A 22,758-nucleotide genomic window follows, 5' to 3' on the forward strand; every position below is an offset into this window, starting at 1 on the left:
CGACGGTCAGCGGCCGCCCAGCCGCGCGCGCAGCGCGGCCATGACGCTCTCGGTGTGCGCCGCCACGTCCTGCGGCGGCGCGGCGAGCGCGGCCGGGTCCACCTTCTCGTGGGCCGCCGGCGGCAGGTCGTCGAGGAAGCGCGACGGGGTGCGGGGCAGGAGCTTGCCGCGCTTCGATCGCGCCGCGACGCGCGTCAGGTACAGCCGCTCGCGCGCGCGGGTGATGCCCACGTAGGCCAGCCGCCGCTCCTCGTCGAGGTCGCGGGCCTCGCCCTGGATCCCGGCGCAGGGGAGGTAGTCCTCCTCGACGCCCACCAGGAACACCACCGGGAACTCGAGCCCCTTCGCCGCGTGCAGCGTCATGAGCGTGATCCCGCCCTCGCCCGACGGATCCTCCTCCTCGCGCGAGTCGAGCGCGAGGCGCTGCAGCCAGGTGGCGAGCGACGGGCGCGCGGTGCGCTGGACGTAGCCGTCGAGCGAGCGCAGCAGCCCCTCCAGCGCGTCCACGCGGCGGGATCCCGCCTCGAGCGACTGCACCCCGGCGCGCACGTGGCTGAACAGGTCCACCTCCGCCACCAGCGCGCGCGCGGCCTCCGACACCGGCCCCTCGCGGAAGCGGGCCTGGAAGCGGTCCACCAGCGCGACGAACGCGCCGATCTTCTCCGCGGCGCCGCGCGGGAGGTCGGGGATCTCCGCCGCCCGGCGCATCGCCTCGAGCAGGTGGAGCTTCCGCGGGATGGCCCAGTCGTGCACCCGCTCCATCGACGTGTCCCCGATCCCGCGCGGCGGCACGTTCACGACGCGCGAGAGCGACACGTCGTCCTCGGGCTGGACGCAGAGCTTCAGGTACGCGAGCAGGTCGCGCACCTCGGAGCGGTCGAAGAAGGCGGGGCCGCCGTGCACCTTGTACGGCATGGAGGCCTCGCGGAACGCCTCCTCGAACGGGCGCGAGAGCGCGTTCAGGCGGAACAGCACCGCGAAGTGGCTCCAGGGCCGGCCCTCGCCGCGCTGCCGGGCGATCTCCTCGGCCACGAAGCGCGCCTCGTCCTCCTCCTCGGACATGGCCACCACCCGCACCGGCTCGCCCGCCTCGCCCGCGGTGAACAGCGCCTTCGCCTTGCGCGCCGCGTTCTTCGCGATCACCGCGTTGGCGCAGGCGAGGATGTGGCCGGTGGAGCGGTAGTTCTGCTCGAGCCGGACCTCCTTCGCCCCGGGGAAGTGCCGCTCGAACCGCAGGATGTTCTTCACCTCGGCGCCGCGCCAGCCGTAGATGGCCTGGTCGTCGTCGCCGACCGCGCACACGTTCCGCCGCTCGCCGGCGAGCAGCTTCAAGAGCTCGAGCTGGGCGGCGTTCGTGTCCTGGTACTCGTCCACCAGCAGGTAGCGGAAGCGCTCCTGGCAGCGGGCGCGCAGCGCCGGGTCGTGCGCCAGCATCGCCACCGGCCGGGCGATGAGGTCGTCGAAGTCCACCGAGCGCATGGCGCGGAGCGCCTTCTCGTAGCGCGGGTACACCTCGGCGGCGACGAGGTCGTAGTCGTCGCCCTGCCCCGCCTCCCGCGGCACGATCCGCTTCTTGCCGGCGTTCTTGGCGCGCGAGAGGAGCGAGAGCACCCGGTGCGCGTCGAACTTGCGGTCGTCCACGCTCACCTCGCGCATGCACCGCTTCACGAGCGCGAGCTGGTCCCCGGCGTCGCAGATGGCGAAGCGGCGCGGCAGCCCGGCCGCCTCGTGCTCCTGCTGCAGCAGCCACAGGCCGAAGCTGTGGAACGTGGAGACGAACACGTCCACGCCGGGCGGGCCCGCCAGCGCGGCCACCCGCTCGCGCATCTCGCCCGCGGCCTTGTTGGTGAACGTGACCGCGAGCACCTGCTCCGGGTCCACGCCCTGCACCAGCAGGTAGGCGACGCGGTGCGCGATGACGCGGGTCTTGCCCGAGCCCGCGCCCGCGAGCACCAGCAGCGGGCCCTCGGTGGTCATCACCGCCTCGCGCTGCGGCGGGTTGAGGGTGGACAGGTCGAGCATGGCGCGGGGGCCGCGTATCTGGCACGCCGGCCGGCCGCCCGCAAGACTTGAAAATCCCGGCGCGGCCGCGCGCCCGCGCCGTCGCGCGGCGCGCAACCGTCCGTTCCCCGTTTTGCCGCACCGGCGCGCGCCGCCGCGGTTAGGAACACGCCCCTCCACACACCCGGAGGTCCCCCACCATGATGCGTTTCCTCGAGACCGACGACTCCACCACCCGCCTCTTCCAGCGCGTCGTGCTGGGCCTGGTGATGTTCCCGCACGGCGCGCAGAAGCTCCTCGGCTGGTTCGGCGGCCGCGGCCTGGAGGCCACCCTGACCGGCTTCACCGCCGGCATGGGGCTGCCCTGGCTGCTGGCGGTGCTGGTGATCCTCGCCGAGTCGGTCGGGTCGGTCATGCTCGTGCTCGGCGTGCTCTCGCGCCTCGCCGCGCTCGGCATCGCGTCGGTGATGGTGGGCGCCATCGTCACCGTCCACGGGCAGCACGGGTTCTTCGCGCCCGACGGCTTCGAGTACCACCTGCTCGCGCTGGGGCTGGCGCTCCCGCTGGTCGTGGCCGGCGGCGGCCGCCTCTCGCTGGACCGCGCGCTGGTCCTTCGCCGCTCCGCCGGGCGCGCCCCCTCGGCGCTCCCGGCGGAGGGCTAGTCCCGCCCGTCAGGCGCCCGGGGTCCGCAGCGACGCGCTCGCGGCGGTCCCCGGCGCGCCGGCGCCGATCCGTCCGAGCGGCGCGGCCACGCCCACCGCCACCCAGGCCCAGAGCGAGAGCCACACCGCCAGGATCAGCAGGCTCCCCAGCAGGTCCATCAGCCTTCGCCAGCCCTCGGCCTTCGCGGCGCGGGGGGCGGTCGGGTTCGCGAGACGGGCCATGGCCTCTCTCCTTGTAACCGGCAAGCCGGGTGTATAACCGGCAAGTCGCGTTTAGATGGTTACAGCTTGGCCCTGGCCATCTAACCTGTCAAGTGGCATCATGCGGGTTAAAGGAGCGACCGTGACCCAGCCCCCCTTCCGGTTCGACCTCTCCGGCGGCCGCCTGTGCCTCGACTTCGCGAACACCGTCGGCGGCATGCGCGGCGTGACGCCGAAGGAGCGCCTGGCCGGCTATCCGGACCTGGTCGAGTTCGCGCGCCAGGCGGGCGCGGTGGACGACGTGAGCGCGCGGAGCCTGCTCGCCGAGGCGGCCCGGCGCCCTGCCGTGGCGGAGCGCGCCTTCGCGGACGCGCTCGCGCTGCGCGAGACGCTGTACCGGACCTTCCTGGCGCGGGCGGAGCGGCGCGCGCCCGCGGCCGAGGACGTGGAGCGGCTCTCGACGGCGCTGGGCGCGGCGCTCGCGCACCGGCGCCTGGAGCGCCGCGGCGACGCGTTCGCGCTGGCCTGGGACGTGGACGCCGGCGCGCTCGACGCGCCGCTCTGGCCGGTGGTGCTCTCCGCCGCCGAGCTGCTCACCTCCGGCGCCGAGGCCGACCGGGTGCGCGTCTGCGGGCTCTACGAGACGCACGAGTGCAGCTGGCTGTTCGTGGACGAGACCCGCGCCGGCACCCGGCGCTGGTGCTCGATGCAGGACTGCGGCAACAAGGCCAAGGCGCGGCGCCACCACCGCCGCTCCCGCGAGCAGCGGCAGGCCTAGCGGACCGTCACCGTCACGCGAGCAGCAGCCAGGCCAGGCCGCCCAGCAGCGCGAACTTCACGGCGTAGTAGGCGGGCCGGTTCCAGGCCTTGAGCCGCTTGCCCACGAGCCGCACCTGGTACACGCGCGCGAAGGCGCGGTTCACCCAGCCGATCTCCTCGCCGTCCTCGTTCCGGGTCCGGCTGGCGCGCATCAGGTGGTCGCCGACCCAGCGGTTGAGCCGGCCGGCGGCGCGCCAGCGCATGGGTCGCTCCACGTCGCAGAACAGGATGATCCGCGCCGTGTCGGTCTGGTTCACGGCGTGGTGGACGTAGGTCTCGTCGAACAGCACCGCCTCCCCGTCGCGCCAGGCATAGGGCTCGCCGTCCACCACGATGCGGCACGCGTCCGAGCCCGGCGTGACCAGGCCGAGGTGATAGCGGATCGAGCCCGCGAACGGATCCCGGTGCGCCATGAGCGTCCCGCCCGGCGGCAGCAGCGCGAACATGGCCGCACGGACCCCGGGGATCGCCTCGACCAGCTCGACCGTGCGCGGGCAGCGGGCGCGCGCCGACGGGAGCGGCTCGCCGTACCACTTGAGGTAGAAGCGCTTCCAGCCGCGGCGGAAGAACGAGTTGAACCCCGCGTCCACGTGCCCGTCGGCGGCGCGGATGCGCTCCTCCGACTGGAGGCGCAGCGCCTCGTCGCGGATCTCCTGCCAGTGCGCCCGGAGCGGCGCGAGCGCGGGGAAGTCGGCGAGGTCGAGGAACGGGCGGCTCGGGACCGCGGAGGCGAGGTACACGAGCGCGTTCAGCGGCGCGAAGAAGGTCGAGTGGTCGGTGAGCTGCCGGAAGAAGGGGTGGCGGACGCGGCCGCGGCGGTGCACGTACGCGGCGGAGCCGACCAGCGCACCGACGGCGCCGAGCTTCAGCAGGAGGGCGGGGTTCACGTTCGCGGGTCTATGGCGCGCGGGGCGCCCGCCGGCCGCTCCCGGGCGGGGATCTCGCGGCGCGGCGGTGCGGACCCGTCCGCCGGGCCCCGCGGCGCCGTCGCGTGCCCCGCGACGGCCCCACGCGAAGGGGAGGCGCTGTAGTGTGGGCGCGCGCCGGGCGAGCGGACCGGCGCGGAGGGACGGGCCGTGCAGGCGCAGCAGGACGAGCGGCGGGGCGCGCCGGCGCGGATCCCCACCGGCGTGTGGGTGCTGGGCGGCGTGAGCCTGCTCATGGACGTCTCCTCCGAGATGATCCACGCGCTGCTGCCGCTGTTCATGGTGACCGCGCTCGGCGCGGGCGCGCTGACGGTGGGCGTGATCGAGGGGCTGGCCGAGTCCACCGCGCTGGGGGTGAAGGTGTTCTCGGGCGTGCTGAGCGACGCGCTCGGCCGGCGCAAGGCGCTCGCCGTCGCCGGGTACGCGCTGGGCGCCGCCACGAAGCCGCTCTTCGCCCTGGCGCCGACGCCGGCGGTGGTGCTCGGGGCGCGCCTGCTGGATCGGGTCGGCAAGGGCATCCGCGGCGCGCCGCGCGACGCGCTGGTGGCCGACATGACGCCGCCGGCGCTCCGGGGCGCCGCGTTCGGCCTGCGCCAGGCGCTCGACACGGTGGGCGCGTTCGCGGGCCCGCTCCTCGCCACGGGCCTGATGCTGCTGTGGGCGAACGACTTCCGCCGCGTGTTCTGGGTGGCGGTGATCCCGGGCGCGCTGTCGGTGGCGCTGCTCTGGCTCGGGCTGCGCGAGCCCGAGCACCGCGGGGACGGCCGGCGCACGAACCCGATCCGGCGCGAGAGCCTGCGGCGCCTCGGTCCCCGGTACTGGTGGGTGGTGGGCATCGGCGCGACGTTCACGCTCGCCCGCTTCAGCGAGGCGTTCCTCGTGCTGCGCGCGCAGCAGGGCGGCGTCCCGCTCGCGCTCGTGCCGCTCGTGATGGTCGCGATGAACGTGGTGTACGCGCTGACCGCCTATCCCTCGGGGCGCCTGTCGGATCGCGTGAGCCGCAGGGGCCTCCTGGCGACGGGCCTCGGCGTCCTGGTCGCCGCGGATCTCGTGCTGGCGATGGAGGGCGGCTGGCCGGTGGTGCTCGCGGGCGTGGCGCTGTGGGGCGTGCACATGGGCATCACGCAGGGCCTGTTCGCGACGCTGGTGGCGGACACCGCCCCGCCGGACCTGCGCGGCACCGCGTTCGGTGTCTTCAACCTGCTCGCCGGGATCGCCACGCTGGTGGCGAGCGCGGTCGCGGGGCTCCTCTGGGAGCGGCTCGGCGCGCCCTTCACGTTCCGCGCGGGGGCGGTGTTCTGCCTGCTCGCGCTGGCGGGGCTCGCCTGGAGGCCGGCGGGGCTCCGGGCGGCGCCGCGCGACCGGTGAACCCCGGCCGCATCAGCCCGCGTGCGCGGCGATGGCCCGCTCCAGGTCCTCGGGCAGCGGCGCGCGCACCTCCACCGGCGCGCCGTCCGACGGCCGCGGGAACGCGAGCCGCGCGGCGTGGAGCGCCTGGCGCGCGATCGCCTCGGCGCGCACGCCGTAGACGGCGTCGCCGAGCACCGGGAAGCCCGCCTCGGCGAGCTGGACCCGGATCTGGTGGGTGCGCCCGGTCTCGAGCCGGACCCGCAGGAGCGCGGCGCCGCGCAGTGCGCGCTCCACCGTCCAGGACAGCCGCGCGCGGCGGGCGGAGGGGAAGCGCGTGGTGAAGCGGCGCGGATCGGCCGGGTCGCGCCCGTACGGCGTGTCGAGCCGCCCCTCCGGCGGCGGGGCGCCCGCCACGAGCGCCAGGTACTCCTTCTCGACCGCGCCGGCCTCGAACGCGGCGCGCAGCGCGGCCAGCGCCCGGTCGTGGCGCGCCAGCAGCAGCGCGCCGCTCGTGTCGCGGTCGAGCCGGTGCGGCAGCCCCGGCATGGCGCGGCCGTCCACGTCGAACGCGCCCAGCCGGCTCGCCGCCGCGACCGCCGACGCGCCGCCGGGCGCCGACGCCTCCACCGCGAGCCCGGGCGGCTTCGCGACCACCAGGCAGTCCGCGTCGTCGTACAGCACCGCCAGCGCCGGGCCCGACGCCTCGGCCGCGCGCGGCGCGGGCCGCTCCAGGGCGACCTCCTCGCCCCCGAACAGCTTGCGGTGCGGGGAGCAGGTCTTCCCGCGGATGCGCACCCGGCCCGTCTCCACCAGCCAGCGGGTGCGCTCCGCGGTCGCGCCGATCGCGCCGGCCAGCCAGCGGTCCAGCCTGGCGCCGGCCGCCTCGCGCGGCACGCGGAGGAGCTCCGGCGCGGCGGGTGTACCCACCGTGAACGGCCCCCTTCTTCCGGGCCCCGCGGGGCCGCGACCCGGTCTAGAACGATCCGAACCCTTCACGGAGGACACCGGGATGAAGCTCTACTACGCGCCGCGCACGCGGGCCACCCGCCCCCGCTGGCTGCTCGAGGAGCTGGGCGTTCCCTACGAGCTGGTCCGGCTCGATCGCGCCGCCGGGGCGCTGCGCACGCCCGAGCACCTCGCCCGCCATCCGATGGGCCGCGTGCCGGTGCTGGAGGACGGCGACGCCCGCCTCTTCGAGTCGGCCGCGATCTGCCTGTGGCTCGCCGAGCGCTTCCCGGAGAAGGGCATGCTCCCGCCGGCCGGCACGCCGGGCCGCGCGCTCACCTACCAGTGGCTGTTCTTCGCCATGGACGAGCTGGAGCCGCCGGTCGAGGCGCTGCACGGGCTGCTCCGCCCGCCCGAGGGCGAGCGCGACGCGGCGGCCATCGAGGCCCAGAAGGCCAGGTTCCTGGAGGGCGCGCGCGTCCTCGACCTGGCGCTCCGGGACCGCCCGTTCCTCGCCGGCGACGCGTTCGGCGTGGCCGATCTCGTCACCGGCGCGGTGGCCTCCTGGGGCAAGGCGCTGGTGGGCGGCATCGACGGGATGCCGGCGCTGGCGGCCTGGCTCGCCGGCGTGAAGGCGCGGCCCGCCTGGAAGCGGGCCATCGCCGACTGATTCGTGCACGGCGAGCTCCGCGCGGCGCAGCCGCGCCCGCGGGGACCTCGCGCGAGCCCGCGAACGCGGGCGCGCGAGGTCACGGGACCCGCGCAGCAGGGTGGGGCCCCGCGGAGCTCCGCTCCGTGGGGCGGGGCGCAGCCCCGCGCTGGATGCTCAGCGCGCCGCCGCCGCGGCCGTGGGCTTCACGTTGCCGTCGGCGTCCACGAGCTGGACCTCGCCGAGGCCGACTTCGCGCAGGCCGGGCTCGATCTTGGCGCGGTCGCCGATGATGACCCAGGTGACGCGGTCCGGCTCCACCATGCGGGCCGCGTCGGTGAGGTCCTTCGGGCCGAGCGCGGCCACCTTCTGCGCGAAGCCGTCGAAGTAGCGATCGTCGAAGCCGAAGCGGACGATCTGCGCGATGGACCGCGCCACCGCCCGCGACGTCTCCCAGCGGCCCGGCAGCGACAGGGTCAGCGTGCCCCGCGCCACCGCGGCCTCCTCGGCGGTGACCGGCTTCGCCCCGCGGATGCCGGCCAGCTCCTTGCGGATCTCCAGCACCGTCTCCTTGGTCTTGTCGGCCTGCACCGGGGCGAGCGCGAAGAACGGCCGCTGGCCGCGGGCGTCGGTGAGCAGCGCGCGGGCGCCGTAGGACCAGTGCTTGTCCTCGCGCAGGTTCATGTTGAGCCGGGAGGTGAACGCGCCGCCCAGCACGGTGTTCATGGCGGTCTGCGCGATCTCCGCGGGGTTCGCCCGCGGCGGGGCGACCTGGCCGGCGATCACCACCGACTGGATCGACCCGGGCCGATCGAGGAGGAACACCCGCTGCCCGGCCGGCAGCGCCACCTGCGCCAGGTTCTTCTTCGGGACCTCGCCCGCCTTCCAGCCGCCCAGCAGCCGCTCCAGCTTCGGCACGATCTCCGCGGCGGTGGTGTCGCCCACCACCACCAGCGTGGCGTTGTTCGGCTTCACCCAGGTCGCGTGCCAGCGGGCCGCGTCCGCGCGGGAGAGCTTGCCGACGGTGGCCGCGGTGCCGGAGCCGGTGAGCGGGTTCGAGTAGGCGTGCCCCTCGCCGTAGAGCAGGCGCGGCAGGATGCGGAACGCCGCCGTCACCGGCTGCACCGCCTCCTGGCCGAGGCCGGCGAGCTGCTGCGCCTTCAGCCGCTCGAAGTCGGCCTCCGGGAACACCGGGTTCACCACCACGTCGGCGAACAGCGCCAGCGACGCGTCGAGGTTCGCGCGCAGCGCCGCCATGCTGACCAGCGAGGTGTCGAGGTCCGCGCCGGTGTCGAGGCGCGCCCCCAGCCGCTGCAGCGTGTCGGAGATCTCCAGCGCCGAGCGCGAGCGGGTGCCCTCGTCCAGCATGGCCGTCGCCAGCTTCGCGAGCCCGGGCGCGCCGTGCTGGTCGGAGGCGTAGCCCGCGTCCACCAGCAGGTCGAGCTGCACGTCCGGGACCGCGTGGCGCTCGGCCACCACGACCTTCAGGCCGTTGGAGAGCTGGTGCCGCGTGAACGCCGGGAACCGGGGCGCCGGCGCCGGTCCGGGCTCGGGCCGCACCTTGCGATCCGCGCCGGTGGCGGCGGCCTGCAGCTCGGGGAACGGCAGCACCGACAGCACGTAGACGCCGTCGGACAGCCAGCGGCGGCAGGCGTCCCGCACCTGGGCGGCGGTGGCCGAGCGGATGCGCCCGAGCCGGGTGCGGTAGGCGTCCGGCGTCCCGCCGTACACCTGGTTCTCGGCGAGCACGTCGGAGACGCCGCCGAAGCCGCCGATGCGCTCCACGCCGCGCACGAACTCGGAGAGGATGCCGGTCTTCGCCCGCACCAGCTCCTCGGCGGTCGGGCCCTGCGCCACGAGCCGCGCCACCTCCTCGCGCACCGCGCGCTCGACCCTGGCGAGGTCGCCGCCGGGCTTCGCGGTCGCCTCGATGAAGAACGTCGAGCCGATCTCGCTGGTGCCCGGATCGGCGCTCACGTCGGTGGCGATCCGCTCGTCGTACACGAGCCGCTTGTAGAGCCGCGAGCTCTTGCCCGACGCGAGCACCCGGGCCGCCACCGTGAGCAGGTCGTCGTCCGGGTGGCCCCACTCCGGCGTGTTCCACACCAGGTAGGCGCGCGCCTGCGGCACGCGGTCCTGCATCACCTGGCGCTGCTCGCCGGTGCGCTTCGCGATCCAGGCCTGCTGCTTGGCGATGGGCTCGCCCGGCGGCACGTCGCCGAAGTAGTGCTCGACCTTCTTGCGCACCTCGTCCGGCTTCACGTCGCCCGCCACCACCAGCACCGCGTTGCTCGCGCCGTAGTAGCCGCGGAACCACTCCTTCACGTCGTCGAGCGAGGCGGCCCCCAGGTCCTCCATGGAGCCGATCACCGTCCAGGAGTACGGGTGCGCCTTCGGGTAGAGCGAGGGCGTCATCACGTCGTACACGCGCCCGTACGGCTGGTTCTCGCCCTGCCGCTTCTCGTTCTGGACGACCCCGCGCTGCTCGTCGAGGCGCGCCTGCGTGATGGCGCCGAGCAGGTGGCCCATGCGGTCGGACTCCATCCAGAGCACGGTGTCGAGCGCCGACACCGGCACGTTCTGGAAGTAGTTGGTCCGGTCGTTGTTGGTGGTGCCGTTCAGGTCGGTGGCGCCGACGCGCTCCAGCACCTTGAACCAGTCGTCGTCGAAGTGCTCCGAGCCGTTGAACATCAGGTGCTCGAAGAGGTGCGCGAACCCGGTCTTGCCCGGCCGCTCGTTCTTGGAGCCGACGTGGTACCAGACGTTCACCGCCACGATGGGCGCCTTGTGGTCCTCGTGGACGATGAGCGTGAGGCCGTTCGGCAGCACGCTCTTCACGTACGGCAGATCCGGGATCTCGGGCAGGCGCGCGGCGGCCGCGGCGGGGGCGGCGGCGACCGGCGCGGGCATGGCGGCCAGGGCTGCGATGCCGGCGAGGGCGAGGGAGGCGAGGGTGCGTGTGGGCATGTGGGCTCCGTTCGGTCGCAGAGGCCAGGATCCGGGAGACGTGACGGCTGCCCGCCCTCCCGGACCCGGCCGGGGGTGTGCGATGTCGCGCACCCGGGCCGCGCACACGAACGCACCGTCCGCGCAGGCGTTCGCCGGTCGGTCACCGCGCACCCGCCGCGCATGATAGCGTTCCGGGGCGACGGCAACCCGCCGTTTTCCCCCAGCCGACCCTCCCCGCCCGCCCACCATGCGCTCCGTCTCCCTCGAGCTCCGGCTCCTCGTCGCCCTCTTCGCCCTCTGCGCCGGGGCCGCCTTCCTCGGCGCCCGCCTGAGCGGCGGGATCGTCGAGCAGCAGGTGGAGCAGGCCGGCACCGAGCGGCTGCGCGGCGCGGAGGAGGCGTTCGCGTCGCAGGAGCGCGCCGAGATCGAGAAGCTCTCGGCCACGCTCGACGCGCTGCTGTCGCGGGACGACCTGCGCCAGGCGTTCGTGGCGCGCGACCGGGAGCGCCTGCTGGCGCTCTCCGCGCCGCTGTTCGAGACGATGCGCGACCGGGACCGGATCACCCACTGGTACTTCATCGCGCCCGAGCCCGACGCGACCGTGTTCCTGCGCGTCCACCGGCCCGAGCTGCGCGGCGACAAGGTCGAGCGGGTGACGTTCCGGCGCGCGGTGGAGACGGGCGACATGGGCGCCGGCAAGGAGCTGGGGCGCACCGCGTTCGCGCTGCGGGTGGTCCGGCCCTGGCTCCAGGACGGGAAGGTGGTCGGCTACCTCGAGCTGGCCGAGGAGATCGACCACTTCCTGGGCGCGATGAAGTCGCGCACCGGCGACGACTACGGGATCCTGGTGAAGAAGCGGTTCCTCGACCAGCGGCGCTGGGCCGAGGTGCTCGGCGAGCGCTCGAACACCTGGAACGACCGGGCCGACGTGGTGGTGGTCGACACCACCACCTTCACCGAGGGCATCATCGACTACGAGGGCGACCTCGAGGTGCTGCCCGACGAGGGCGTCGCGCTCGGCGAGGTGGTCCGCGACGACCGCGCGTACATGCGCGGCATCTTCCCGCTGCGGGACGCGGGCGGGCGCAAGGTGGGCGGCCTGTTCGTGCTGCACGACTTCACCGCCGAGCACGGCGCGGCCCGCGCCGCCATGCTCCGCTCGTTCATGGTGCTGATCGGCGTCGGCGCGGTGCTGGCCGCGATCCTCGCCGCGATGCTGCACTACGCGGTGTTCGCCCGGCTGCGCCGGCTGGAGCGCCGGCTCGAGCGCGAGGCGGCCCTGCGCCAGCTTCCGCCGGGGCGGGTGGTCGAGCTCACCGACGACGAGATCGGCCGGCTCGAGGTGCTGCTGGGCCGCGCGCTGTTCCCGAGCCGCGACGAGTTGCCGCGCGACCCATCGTCCACCGGCCGCCAGGGTTGACCCGAGGCAAGGCCGCAGGGATCCCGCGGGCGCATCCTGCGCCTGGGCCGGAGGGAATCGGCCAAGGGGATCATGGCGGAACCGCGCGAAGCCGAGGAGCGTGGCACCGGCGCCCCGGCGCCGGCCGGTGGCGTCCCGGGAGGGAGTGCGTCCGGCCGCGCAGTGCCGTTCTGGCGCCGCCTCTCCACCAAGCTGCTGGCCGCGGTGGTGCTGCTCGCCCTGCTCGCGCTCGCGGCCGTGGTGCTCGCGGAGCGCCGCTTCGAGCGGCACCTCCAGGACGAGATCGTCCGCTCCACCGCGCTGGTCGGCGAGGCGGTGACCACGGTGGGCCAGGCGACGCTGCTCGGCGCGACCGAGCGCCACGAGTACCGGACCATCGGCCGGCTCGCCGCGCTGGAGGGCGTGGACCGGATGCGCGTCCTCGACCCCCGGGGCACGGTTCGCTTCGCCAGCCGGCCCGAGGAGATCGGGCAGACCCGCGACAAGGCGCACGCCTCCTGCGTGCCCTGCCACGCCGGGCACGAGCTGCCGCTCTCGCGGGCGCCGGCGGAGCAGCGCTGGCGCGAGGAGCGCGGGCCGTCCGGCCGCCGCCTGGTGGTCACCACGCCCGTCTACAACGACCGGACCTGCGCCACCGCCGAGTGCCACGTCCACCCGCCCGGCCGGCAGGTGCTGGGCCTGCTCGAGACCGACGTGGCCCTGGAGCCGATCCTCTCCGGCGTGGCGTCGTTCCGGCGCGGCTTCGTCTCGCTGCTCGTGATCGCGATCGTCGCGACCTCGGCGCTCATGTACCTGTTCCTCCGCTCGGAGGTGCTCGGGCCGGTGGCCGCGCTGGTCGAGGGCACGCGGCGCGTGGCGAAGGACCAGCTCGACGTGGAGGTGCGGGTCCGCTCGCGCGGCGAGCTCGGCAACCTGGCCGCGTCGTTCAACGACATGACCCGCTCGCTCCGGCGCCTGGAGGACGAGCTGAACGGGCTGCTCGCCGGCCTCGAGGAGCAGGTGGAGGCGCGCACGGCCGATCTGCGCAACGCGCAGGAGCAGCTGGTGCGGACCGAGAAGCTCTCGTCCCTGGGCAAGCTCTCGGCCTCCATCGCCCACGAGATCAACAACCCGCTCGCCGGCATCCTCACGTTCGCGAAGCTGGTGTCGCGCACCCTGGCCGAGGGCCCGCCCGACGACGCGCGGCGCGCGGTGCTGCAGCGGAACCTGGGGCTGGTCGAGCGCGAGGCCCAGCGCTGCAGCGCCATCGTGCGCAACCTGCTCGACTTCGCGCGCGAGCGCCCCATGGCGAAGAAGCCGGTGGATCCGCGCGCGGCGGTGGAGGAGGCGCTGTCCCTCATCGCGAACCAGATCGCCATCCAGGGCGTGAAGCTGGAGCGCCACCTGCCCCCGCTCCCGCAGGTGCTCGCCGACTTCGGCCAGCTCCGCCAGGCGTTCGTGAACGTGGCGATGAACGCCTGCGAGGCGATGGGCGCGAAGGGCGGCAAGCTGCGGGTCATCGCGCGCGCGCCGGAGGGGGCGGTGGAGATCGCGTTCCAGGACGACGGGCCGGGCATGCCGCCGGAGCGGGTGGGCCACATCTTCGACCCGTTCTTCACCACCAAGGAGAAGGGCACCGGGCTGGGCCTCTCGGTGGTGTACGGCATCGTGCAGCGCCACGGTGGAAGCATCGCGGTGGACAGCACCGAGGGCGAGGGCACCACCTTCACCTTCCGGCTGCCGGCGGTCCCGGCGGAGCGGACCGCGGAGCCGCCGGCCCCGCCGACCCCGGCCGACCCGGCCGCCGCGCCGGCGCGCGCGCAGGGCTGATCAGGTCGCGGGCGGCGGCTCACCCGCCCCGCTGCGCGCCGCGCAGGAGCGCGGCGGCGAGCGAGAGCGGGCCGGAGGCGATGTCGTCGGCGTCGATCACGATCACCTCGTCGTCGCCGTCCCAGCGCGACTCGCGCGACGGCAGCGGCCCGGCGCCGGGATCCACCACCAGCACCGCGGCCGGCACGAGCGCGCGCACCCAGCGCAGGACCGCCGCGAGCCGCCTCGGGCTGGCGCCGCGGCGCACGATCACCACCGGAGCCTCGGAGCGATCCCGCACGTGATCCAGAACAGGCGTCCGGCCGGCGCATTTCACCCCCTGGCGGGCACGTCCGCATTAGCATCCCCGGATGCGCCGGCCGCTCGTCACGCTCGACCGGGTGGACGTCCGCCTGGGCGGGGTCCCCGTCCTCGCCGACGTCACGCTCGCGCTCCACGCCGGCGAGGGGCTGGCGGTGCTGGGCGGGAACGGCGCGGGGAAGTCCACGCTCCTGCGGGTCCTGCGCGGGGAGCTGTGGCCGGATCCGCGCGGCGGGCGACGCCTGTTCCACGGGCCCGACGGAGCGTTCGAGAGCCCGATCGGCGCGCGCGAGCGGTTCGCGCGGGTGGCGCCCGAGGCGCAGGACGCGTACCTGCGCAACGACTGGGACCTGCCGGTCGAGGCGGTGATCCGCTCCGGCTTCTTCGACGCGCTGTGGCCCGCCGAGGCGGCGACGCCGGAGCAGGCGCGGCGGGTGCGCGAGGTGGCCGCCGCGCTGGGCGTGGAGGCGCTGCTGCGGCGCTCGGTGCTGGAGCTGTCGCGCGGCGAGGGGCGGCGCGTGCTGCTGGCGCGCGCGCTCGCGCCGCGGCCCGAGGCGCTGTTCCTCGACGAGGCCTGCGACGGGCTCGACGCGCCGGCGCGGGCCGGGCTGCTCGAGACCGTGTCGGGCATCGCGCGCGGCGGCGTCGCGGTGGTGATGGCCACGCACCGGACCGAGGAGCTCGTGCCCGAGCTGGGCCGCGTCATCCGGCTGGAGGGCGGGCGGATCGCCTGGGAGGGCGACCGCGCCGCCGCGCTGGCGGGCGCGCGCGAGGCCGCGGCGCCGCCCCGCGCGCCGCGGCGCGACGCCGGCCCGCGCGCGGCGCTCTTCGCGCTCCGCGGCGCCACCGTGCTCGTGGACGGGCGCGCGGTGCTCGACGGCGTGGACTGGACCGTCGGCGCCGGCGAGCGCTGGTCGGTGACCGGCCCGAACGGCGCGGGGAAGTCCACCCTGCTCCGGCTGCTGGCGGGCGAGGAGCAGCCGGCGCGCGGCACGGTGGAGCGGCTCGGCCTCGGGCCCCGCGCGTCGGCCGAGGACCTGCGCGGCCGCGTGGGCCTGGTCTCGCCGGAGCTGCAGGCGCGCCACCGCCTCGACGCGCGCGCCGGCGACGTGGTGCTCTCCGGCTTCGCGGGCACGATCGGCCTCGCCGTGGAGCCCACCGCGCGCGAGCGGGCGCTGGCCGCCGCCGCCGCGGCGCGGCTCGGCGTGACGCCGCTGCTCGAGCGCCACGTGCTGTCGCTCTCCTACGGCGAGCTGCGCAAGGTGCTCATCGCCCGCGCGCTCGCCCCGGCCCCGCGGGCGCTGCTGCTCGACGAGCCGCTCGCCGGGCTCGATCCCGCCGCGCGCGCCTGGGTGCTCCGGGTGCTCGACGATCTGGGCGCGGGCGGCACCGCCATCGTGGCCGTGTCCCACCACGCCGACGAGCTGCCCGGCGCGGTGGACGGGCGGGCGCGGCTCGAGGCGGGCCGGCTCTCCGTGGATCGCGGCTGACGCGGAGCGCGGCTGGCGGCGGGCGGGCGCACGGCGCGCCGCCCGGGCGGTGGCGTCGCGGGCGGCCCGGGGGTATCACCGTCGCGTGCCGCTCGCCCCGCTCCTCGCCCTGCTCGCCGCCGCCGCCGCCCCGTCGCTGACCCTCGCGCCCGAGGCGGCGCGCCCGGGCGACGCGGTGCTGGTGCGCGTGGCGGGCGCCGGGCGGGAGGCGCCGCGCGGCACGCTGGGCGGACGCCCGCTCACGTTCTGGCGCGCCGGCGCGGAGTGGCGCGCGCTGGCGGCGCTCCCCATCGAGACGCCGGCCGGCGAGCTCCCCGCGGAGGCCGAGGCCGGCGGCGCCGCGCTGCGGGCCACGCTGCGGATCGTCGAGCCCGGGTTCGCGTCGCGCACGCTCACGCTCGCGCCGAAGTACGTGGAGCCGCCCGAGGCGGTGAAGGCGCGCATCGCGGCCGACCGCAAGGCGTTCGCGGACGCCTACGCGCGCCCGTTCGAGCCGCCCGCGTTCGCGCGGCCGTTCGCGCTGCCCCGCCGCGCGCCCACCTCGGGCCGCTACGGCGACCAGCGGGTGCTGAACGGCGAGAAGCCCAGCGTGCACTACGGGCTCGACCTGACCGGCCCGCGCGGCGCGCCGGTGGCGGCCGCGAACGCCGGGCGGGTGGTGCTGGTGCGCGACGCCTACCTGTCCGGCCGGAGCGTGGTGCTGTGGCACGGGGCGGGCATCTACACGCTCTACTTCCACCTCGACCGCGTGGACGTGCGCGCCGGCCAGGTGGTGCGCCGCGGTCAGCGCATCGGGCGGCTCGGCTCGACCGGCCGCTCCACCGGCCCGCACCTGCACTGGAGCGTGCGGGTGGACGGGCTGCTCGTGGATCCGGAGTCGCTGGTCGCCATCGACTTCGCGCGCGGCGTCGCGCCCGCCCGCGCGCCGGCGCCCTCGCCCGCGGTCGCCTCCCCCGCCACCGTCCCGCCCCCGACGCCGGCCCCGGCCGCGGTCGCCGCGCCGGCGGCACCGGTCGCGCCCGCCACGCCCGCCGCGCAGCCTTGACCCGCTACCCCTCGCGCCGGATGACCTCCAGCATCGGCGCGTGGAGCGCCGGCGCCGCGGCCAGGATGTCGCCGGTCTCCAGCATCCGGTCGCCGCCGTCGAGGTCGGTGACCAGGGCCCCCGCCTCGCGCGCGATCAGGATCCCCGGCGCGACGTCCCACGGCTTCAGCCGCTCCTCCCAGAACCCGTCGAAGCGCCCGGCCGCCACGTAGGCGAGGTCGAGCGCCGCGCTCCCGAGGCGCCGCACGCCGCGCGCGCGGCGCACGAACGCGCCGAACAGCCGGAGCGGCCGCTCGTGGCGCCGGTGCACGTCGTAGGGGAAGCCGGTGACGAGCAGCGCCTGCACCAGCTCGCCCCGGGCGGACGCCCTCAGGGGCGCGCCGTTCAGGTGCGCCCCGCCGCCTCGTGCCGCCGTGAACAGCTCGTCGCGGAGCGGGTCGTAGGTCGCGCCGGCGGCGATCCCGGCCCCGTCGAGCGCGGCCACGTTCACCGCGAACTGGGGCAGCCCGTGCGCGTAGTTGGTCGTCCCGTCGAGCGGGTCCACCACGAAGCGGAGCCCGCCGCCCTCGCCACCCCGGCCGCCGCTCGCGCCCGACTCCTCCGCCAGGATCCCGGCGCCGGGGAAGCGGCCGCGCAGGAAGCCCAGCACCGCCGCCTCGCTCGCCCGGTCCGCGTCGGTGACGAGGTCGATCTCGCCCTTCAGCTCCACCGAGCGCGCCTGGCCCCACCGCTCGCGCAGCACCGCCCCGCCCCGCCGCGCCGCCTCGGCGCAGGCCTCCCGCAGCTCCGTCGCCTCGCTCATCCGCCCCGGCTCCTTTCCGCCCGCGGAGGATAGCCCGCCGCGGCCCTCGCCGCAGCGGCCACGCGGACGGAGCGCCCGACCCCCGCGCTTGGTAGAATGCCCGGATGCTCAAGGCGCTCGCCGTGCTCCGGACCATCTTCCTCCTCGGCCTGGTGGTGTACGTGGTCGCCTGGGCGATGCCCTGGTCCACCTACGTCGCCGATCCGATCGAGGTCCAGTACCGCCACTGCTCCGCCAGCCTCAGCCGGATGAGCGGCGCCGTCTGGATCGCCGTCGCCTGGATCGCGTTCGAGACGGTCGTCGGCTGGATGATGTCGGCCTGGTCCGGCCGCCGGAAGGGCGCCGCCCGCGTGCCGCCTCCTTCGAGCGGCGAGCCGCCGTTCGCGCCGCCGCCGCGCGGGTGAGCCCGGGCGCCGCGTGATGCGCCCGCGCGCCCTCCTCTACCGGCTCCGCTCCTGGTTCTACCGCCGGGACGTGACGCTCTGGTACGACCCGCGCTACCGCCTGCCGCTCTCCGGCCTCGAGTCCGGCGCCGGCATGGAGCCGCGCCGCGCCGACTTCGTGGCCTGGTGGCTCGCCGACTCCGGCGCCGTGCCGCGCTCGCGGCGCCGCACGCCGCGGCGGATCTCGTTCGAGGACCTGGCGCGCGTGCACGACGCGGAGCTGCTCGAGTCGCTGGGCCACCCCGACACGCTGGCGCGGGTGTTCGCGGTGGACCCGTCCGACGTCCCGGTGGACGAGGTCATGACCACCGTCCGGCTGGCCTGCGGCGGCACCCTGGGCGCGGCCCGCGAGACGCTCCGCACGCGCGCGCCCGCGATCAACCTCCTGGGCGGCTTCCACCACGCGTTCCCCGGCGCCGCCGGCGGCTTCTGCCCGGTCAACGACGTCGCCGTCGCGATCGCCGCGGTCCGCGCGGAGGGGTTCTCGGGCCGCGTGGCGGTCATCGACCTCGACGCGCACCCGCCCGACGGCATCGCCGCCTGCCTGGCGCAGGATCCCGATCACTGGATCGGCTCCATCTCCGGGTCGGACTGGGGGCCGCTCGAGGGCGTGGACGAGACGGTGCTCCCGCCGGGCAGCGGCGACGACGCCTACCTCGAGGCGCTCGGCGCGCTGCTCTCGCGGATGCCGCGGCCGCAGCTCGCGTTCGTGCTGGCCGGGGGCGACGTGCTGGCCGGCGATCGCTTCGGCCAGCTCGGGCTGTCGCTCGACGGCGCGCGCGAGCGCGACCTGCTCGTCGCCGCCGAGCTGGACTTCGTGCCCACCGTGTGGCTCTCGGCGGGCGGCTACTCGCGGCGATCCTGGCGCGCGCTGGCCGGCACGGGCATGGCGGTCGCGGCCGGCTCGCTCGCGCCCATCCCCGACGAGTACGACCCGCTCTCCGCCCGCTTCGAGATGGTCTCGCAGAAGCTCCTGCCCGGCGATCTCGGCGACACCGGCGACATCACCGCCGAGGATCTCGAGGAGGCGCTCGGCATGCGGCCGCGGCGCCAGCGGCTGCTGCTCGGCTTCTACACCGCCTCCGGCATCGAGCACGCGCTGTTCCGCTACGGCGTGCTGGAGCAGCTCGAGCGCATGGGCTACCGGCAGTTCCGGGTCGGGTTCGACTCCGCCGGGCTGGGCGATCGGGTGCGGCTCCACGGCGAGGCGGAGGGGCAGGAGCACCTGCTCGTCGAGCTGATCCTGGAGCGGCGGCACGTGCTCGGCGTCGAGGTGCTGTTCGTGCACTGGCTGTCGCTGCGCAACCCGCGGGCGCAGTTCAGCGACCGCCGCCCGCGCCTCCCGGGGCAGGAGGTGCCGGGGCTCGGCCTGGCGCGCGAGGCCGGGTCGATGCTGGCGCGCATGGCCATCCGCCTCGGGCTGGGCGGCGTCGCGTTCCGGCCGGCGCACTTCCACACCGCCTACGCCGCCCGCCACGCGTTCGCGTTCATCGACCCGGAGCGGCAGGGGCGCTTCGAGGCGCTGGTGCGGGACCTCGCGACGGTGCCGCTGCTCGAGGCGACGCGCGCGGTCTCCGAGGGCCGGGTGCTCCTCGACGGGCGCCCCTACGCGTGGGAGGCGGACGAGATGGCGTACTGGCTGCGCGAGTCGCCGTCCGAGCCGGGGGAGGCGGAGCGCGAGCGCGAGCGGGTCCGCTTCACGCTGCTGCCGGAGGCGCCCCCGCCGGCGGTCAGGGCGCCGGCTCCGCCAGGAGCAGCCTGACCTCCTCCTCCAGCTTCTCCCCCTCGGCGCGGTCGTAGCCGCGGTGGACGTGGCGCACCAGCCCGCGACGGTCGATCACGAGCGTCGTGGGCAGCCGCTGCACGTCGAGCCGGTCGCCGAGGGCGGCCCCGCCCGGATCCCAGAGGATCTCGAACGCGACCGGGGCGGGCGCGAGGAAGGCCTCCACCGCGGCCCGGTCCTCGTCGAACGCCACGCCGGTGACCCGAAGGCCGTCCTCGCCGTGCTCCCGCGCCAGCCGGTCGAGGTGCGGGAGCTGTTCCTTGCAGGGCTCGCACCAGCTCGCCCAGAAGTCCACCACCTGCACCCGCCCGCGCGCCGCCGCGCCGCCCACCTGGACGTCCCGGCCGGCGAGATCCGGCGCCGAGAACGACACCTCCGTGCCCAGCAGGCGCGACGGGCGCGGGGTCGGGCGCTGCGGAGTGCGCGGGGCGGCGCAGGCGGCGACGAGCGCGAGCAGGGCGGCGGCGAGCGGGGGGCGGCGCATCCCCCGATTGTAAGCGCGACGATCAGGGCCCGCCCGGAACCGCCGCGCGGGCCGTGAACGCGCCCTTGCGCTCCGCGTGGTTCACGCAAGGTGACCGCCCGCCCCGGCCCCCCGGTCCCAGGTGGGATCGTGCCTCCCGCTTACGCGTGATCTAGCGCAAGATTGCGCTCGCCTGCCTGTGCGATCTTCCGCGCCGACCCGGGCGGCGGACACCGCGCCGCCGGGTGAATCTTGACCCGCCGTCGAGTGAGATCCTGATGCGCACTCCGAGACACATCGTCGCCGCCGTGGCGCTGCTCGCAGCCACCGGCGCCGGCGCCGACACGGTCGAGGTCACCTCGACCACCCTCGTCTCCGCCGGCCAGCAGGCCCGCGACCGGCGCCTGGGCGAGGCGCCCGACCTCGTCACCGTGGTCCCCGCCTACGAGATCGTCAGCATCACGGCGCGGGACATCCGCACCTCCGTCGCCGACGACCTGCAGCTCCAGCTCTCGGGCTGGGGCTCCTACGACTTCGACAGCCTGCGCTGGGACAACGGCACCAGCGAGTCGCTCACCGGCGACCTGATGAGCGCCCAGGTGCAGGCGAAGTTCCTCGACCGGCGCCTCACGCTGCGGCTGGGCCGCGAGCACGTCATGAGCGGCGTCGCGCGCATGATCCAGATCGACGGCGGCGAGGCCATCCTGGTGCTGCCCGGCGGCTTCCGGCTCTCCGGCTATGTCGGCTCGCCGGTGGCGCAGCGGTTCGCCTCGCGCTCCGGCGTGAAGAGCTGGAACCCGGCCGGCGGCGACTTCGCCTACGGCGGCCGGGTCGGCTGGTCGCTGGCGATCCCCGGCCACGCCGGGCGCGGCCTGGACGTGGGCGCGTCGGCGAACGTGGTCGAGGACGCGGGCGACCCCGTCCGCCAGGAGGTGGGCGCGGACTTCCGGCTGCAGCCGCTGCAGACCGTGTCCTTCACCGGCTTCGGCGCGTTCAGCGTCTACGACGAGCGCTTCAGCGAGGCGAGCGTGGCGGCGCGCTGGAAGCCGGTGCACCGGCTGGAGGTGAGCGCCGACTGGCGGTTCCTGGCGCCGGACCTGTTCCTGGCGCGGAACTCGATCCTCTCGGTGTTCTCGGCCTCCACGCGCAAGGAGTACGGCGTGGGCCTCGACTACGAGCTCGGGCGCGGCCTCTCGGTGGGCGCCGACTACCACCTCTCGGTGGAGCCGGGCGAGACCACCGAGGATGACAGCTACCTCGGGCACGACCTGGTGATGCGCGCCGACTGGACCCGCGGCGCCACAGACGCCGGCGCCGAGGTCACCTACCTCGACGCGCTCGAGAACGGCTACTGGGCCGGGCGGCTCTACGGCAAGCAGGGCTTCGGCAAGGTGTTCGCCGCGGCCGACGTGATGAGCTACTTCTTCAAGGAGGACGTGAACGGCGAGTCCTTCGCCGTCACCGGCTCCCTCAGCGGCGGCATCGAGCTGGCCCGCGGCTTCAGCGCGGTGCTGTCGGGCCGCGCCGGCGTCACCCCGTACATGGAGCAGACCTACGACGTCATGGCGAAGCTCGTCTACAACCAGACCTACACGGTGCGGGAGGTGCGGTGATGAACCGGATCGTCCCGGTGATCGCGGCCGCGCTGCTGGCGGCCTGCGGCGCGAAGAGCAGCAAGACGGTGACCGCGGCGGCGGCGGAGCAGCCGGCCGTCGAGTTCACGCACGAGGCGCACATCATGGCCGAGGTGGCCTGCCTCGACTGCCACTCCGGCATCGACAAGGCCACGCGGCTCGAGCCCAAGCGCCACGTCAGCGTGAGCTGCTCGGACTGCCACGACGACGCGCGCGGCCAGGTGAAGGTGCCTGAGCGGGTGAAGCAGGTGCGGTTCACGTTCTCGCACCAGGACCACCTGGCGAAGGTGAAGGACTGCAAGACCTGCCACCAGGCGCTGCCCGAGCCCGGCGACAAGGAGATCAAGGCGCCGCCCATGGCCGCCTGCACCTCCTGCCACAACCACCAGATGGACTTCGCGCAGGCGAAGTGCACGCCCTGCCACACCGACCTGAAGGGCTTCGTGCCCGAGTCGGCGTTCGCGCACACGGGCGACTGGCTCCGGACGCACGGCAACTACTCGCGGACCAGCGCGCAGAGCTGCGCCGCCTGCCACGACCAGACCTACTGCGCGACGTGCCACGCGTCGCAGACCACGCCGGCCCTCCCCTCCTCGATCTTCCCGGAGGAGGTGAAGCGCGACTTCATCCACCGCGGCGACTACGTCTCGCGCCACATGATCGAGGCGGGCGCGAACCCGGCCAGCTGCCGCCGCTGCCACGGCAGCCCGTTCTGCGACTCCTGCCACACGCAGCAGAACCTGACCATGAAGTCGCTCACGCCGTTCCCGGTGCACCCGGCCGGCTGGGCCAACGACAAGGCCAGCGGCCACTTCCACGGCGACGCGGCCCGGCGCGACATCACCTCCTGCGCCGGCTGCCACGACAACGGCGCCTCCGCGGTGTGCGTCGCCTGCCACCAGGTGGGCGGCCTCGCGGCGAAGAGCCCGCACCCGAAGTCGTTCGCGCGCAAGCACGACGCCGGCGACCGCCGGTCGAACGCGATGTGCGCGGCCTGCCACCACGGGGCGTAGCCGGCGGCGCAGGACGAGACTCGAAGGGCCCGGTCGCGCGAGCGGCCGGGCCCT

General features: G+C 75.5%; 20 protein-coding genes. 12 read left to right on the forward strand and 8 right to left on the reverse strand.

The annotated features are described in order from the left end of the window. Positions 1-6: 6 nt before the first annotated feature. Complete coding sequence (locus ANAEK_RS17410; RefSeq protein WP_012527440.1) at positions 7-2,022, reverse strand: ATP-dependent helicase; 2,016 nt, start codon at positions 2,020-2,022, stop codon at positions 7-9. 179 nt (positions 2,023-2,201) lie between these two features. On the opposite strand from ANAEK_RS17410, the gene ANAEK_RS17415 reads away from it, so the two are divergent. Then, the gene (locus tag ANAEK_RS17415; protein WP_012527441.1) at positions 2,202-2,663 is read left to right on the forward strand and encodes a DoxX family protein; all 462 of its coding nucleotides are present in this window, start codon (positions 2,202-2,204) and stop codon (positions 2,661-2,663) included. Between the two features lie 9 nt (positions 2,664-2,672). Here ANAEK_RS17415 and ANAEK_RS17420 read toward each other — a convergent pair whose 3' ends face one another. Next, positions 2,673-2,885, reverse strand: coding sequence for a hypothetical protein (locus ANAEK_RS17420; RefSeq protein ID WP_012527442.1), 213 nt, complete (start codon positions 2,883-2,885; stop codon positions 2,673-2,675). Between the two features lie 121 nt (positions 2,886-3,006). Between ANAEK_RS17420 and ANAEK_RS17425 the strand changes: the two genes are divergently transcribed. Then, positions 3,007-3,642, forward strand: coding sequence for an ABATE domain-containing protein (locus ANAEK_RS17425; protein ID WP_012527443.1), 636 nt, complete (start codon positions 3,007-3,009; stop codon positions 3,640-3,642). Between the two features lie 13 nt (positions 3,643-3,655). Here the strand turns inward: ANAEK_RS17425 and ANAEK_RS17430 are convergent, their stop codons facing one another. After that, positions 3,656-4,570 (reverse strand): aspartyl/asparaginyl beta-hydroxylase domain-containing protein, encoded by a 915-nt coding sequence (locus ANAEK_RS17430; RefSeq protein WP_012527444.1) that lies wholly within the window; start codon positions 4,568-4,570, stop codon positions 3,656-3,658. Positions 4,571-4,759: 189 nt separating this feature from the next. Between ANAEK_RS17430 and ANAEK_RS17435 the strand changes: the two genes are divergently transcribed. Next, a complete protein-coding gene (locus tag ANAEK_RS17435; protein ID WP_012527445.1) occupies positions 4,760-5,977 on the forward strand; it encodes an MFS transporter in 1,218 nt (405 codons plus the stop codon). A gap of 12 nt (positions 5,978-5,989) precedes the next feature. On the opposite strand, the gene ANAEK_RS17440 is transcribed toward ANAEK_RS17435, so the two are convergent. Beyond that, positions 5,990-6,886, reverse strand: a complete 897-nt coding sequence (locus ANAEK_RS17440; RefSeq protein WP_041454110.1) for an RluA family pseudouridine synthase — start codon at positions 6,884-6,886, stop codon at positions 5,990-5,992. Between the two features lie 82 nt (positions 6,887-6,968). On the opposite strand from ANAEK_RS17440, the gene ANAEK_RS17445 reads away from it, so the two are divergent. After that, entirely contained in the window at positions 6,969-7,574 is a 606-nt protein-coding gene (locus tag ANAEK_RS17445) for a glutathione S-transferase family protein (RefSeq protein ID WP_012527447.1), read from the forward strand. A 156-nt stretch (positions 7,575-7,730) separates the two neighbouring features. Here the strand turns inward: ANAEK_RS17445 and ANAEK_RS17450 are convergent, their stop codons facing one another. Further along, complete coding sequence (locus ANAEK_RS17450) at positions 7,731-10,520, reverse strand: pitrilysin family protein (RefSeq protein WP_012527448.1); 2,790 nt, start codon at positions 10,518-10,520, stop codon at positions 7,731-7,733. Between the two features lie 229 nt (positions 10,521-10,749). Here ANAEK_RS17450 and ANAEK_RS17455 point away from each other — a divergent pair, with 229 nt between their 5' ends. Together ANAEK_RS17455 and ANAEK_RS17460 are read left to right on the forward strand one after the other, a co-directional pair. Further along, a complete protein-coding gene (locus ANAEK_RS17455; RefSeq protein WP_012527449.1) occupies positions 10,750-11,922 on the forward strand; it encodes a cache domain-containing protein in 1,173 nt (390 codons plus the stop codon). A 162-nt stretch (positions 11,923-12,084) separates the two neighbouring features. Next, positions 12,085-13,731, forward strand: a complete 1,647-nt coding sequence (locus ANAEK_RS17460) for a sensor histidine kinase (RefSeq protein ID WP_012527450.1) — start codon at positions 12,085-12,087, stop codon at positions 13,729-13,731. Between the two features lie 19 nt (positions 13,732-13,750). On the opposite strand, the gene ANAEK_RS17465 is transcribed toward ANAEK_RS17460, so the two are convergent. Further along, positions 13,751-14,011: a hypothetical protein gene (locus tag ANAEK_RS17465; protein WP_232288262.1), complete on the reverse strand. Its 261-nt coding sequence runs from the start codon at positions 14,009-14,011 to the stop codon at positions 13,751-13,753. Positions 14,012-14,081: 70 nt separating this feature from the next. On the opposite strand from ANAEK_RS17465, the gene ANAEK_RS17470 reads away from it, so the two are divergent. Together ANAEK_RS17470 and ANAEK_RS17475 are read left to right on the forward strand one after the other, a co-directional pair. Continuing rightward, on the forward strand, positions 14,082-15,521 hold the full coding sequence (locus ANAEK_RS17470) for an ATP-binding cassette domain-containing protein (RefSeq protein WP_012527452.1): 1,440 nt from the start codon (positions 14,082-14,084) through the stop codon (positions 15,519-15,521). An 85-nt stretch (positions 15,522-15,606) separates the two neighbouring features. Next, complete coding sequence (locus ANAEK_RS17475; protein WP_012527453.1) at positions 15,607-16,566, forward strand: M23 family metallopeptidase; 960 nt, start codon at positions 15,607-15,609, stop codon at positions 16,564-16,566. Between the two features lie 4 nt (positions 16,567-16,570). Here the strand turns inward: ANAEK_RS17475 and ANAEK_RS17480 are convergent, their stop codons facing one another. Then, positions 16,571-17,368 carry an inositol monophosphatase family protein gene (locus tag ANAEK_RS17480; RefSeq protein ID WP_012527454.1) on the reverse strand — a complete coding sequence of 266 codons (798 nt, stop codon included), beginning with the start codon at positions 17,366-17,368 and terminating at the stop codon, positions 16,571-16,573. A gap of 104 nt (positions 17,369-17,472) precedes the next feature. Here ANAEK_RS17480 and ANAEK_RS17485 point away from each other — a divergent pair, with 104 nt between their 5' ends. Together ANAEK_RS17485 and ANAEK_RS17490 are read left to right on the forward strand one after the other, a co-directional pair. Next, on the forward strand, positions 17,473-17,772 hold the full coding sequence (locus tag ANAEK_RS17485; RefSeq protein WP_012527455.1) for a hypothetical protein: 300 nt from the start codon (positions 17,473-17,475) through the stop codon (positions 17,770-17,772). Between the two features lie 16 nt (positions 17,773-17,788). Beyond that, a complete protein-coding gene (locus ANAEK_RS17490; RefSeq protein WP_012527456.1) occupies positions 17,789-19,573 on the forward strand; it encodes a histone deacetylase in 1,785 nt (594 codons plus the stop codon). Here the strand turns inward: ANAEK_RS17490 and ANAEK_RS17495 are convergent. After that, entirely contained in the window at positions 19,542-20,078 is a 537-nt protein-coding gene (locus tag ANAEK_RS17495; RefSeq protein WP_012527457.1) for a TlpA disulfide reductase family protein, read from the reverse strand. The two genes, ANAEK_RS17490 and ANAEK_RS17495, sit on opposite strands and share 32 nt — an antisense overlap. A 257-nt stretch (positions 20,079-20,335) precedes the next feature. Here ANAEK_RS17495 and ANAEK_RS17500 point away from each other — a divergent pair, with 257 nt between their 5' ends. Together ANAEK_RS17500 and ANAEK_RS17505 are read left to right on the forward strand one after the other, a co-directional pair. After that, complete coding sequence (locus ANAEK_RS17500) at positions 20,336-21,670, forward strand: hypothetical protein (RefSeq protein WP_012527458.1); 1,335 nt, start codon at positions 20,336-20,338, stop codon at positions 21,668-21,670. Beyond that, positions 21,670-22,704, forward strand: a complete 1,035-nt coding sequence (locus tag ANAEK_RS17505) for a cytochrome c3 family protein (protein WP_012527459.1) — start codon at positions 21,670-21,672, stop codon at positions 22,702-22,704. Before ANAEK_RS17500 ends, ANAEK_RS17505 begins: the two co-directional genes overlap by 1 nt. The last annotated feature ends 54 nt before the right edge of the window (positions 22,705-22,758 follow it).

The organism is Anaeromyxobacter sp. K, assembly GCF_000020805.1.
GTDB lineage: Bacteria > Myxococcota > Myxococcia > Myxococcales > Anaeromyxobacteraceae > Anaeromyxobacter > Anaeromyxobacter dehalogenans.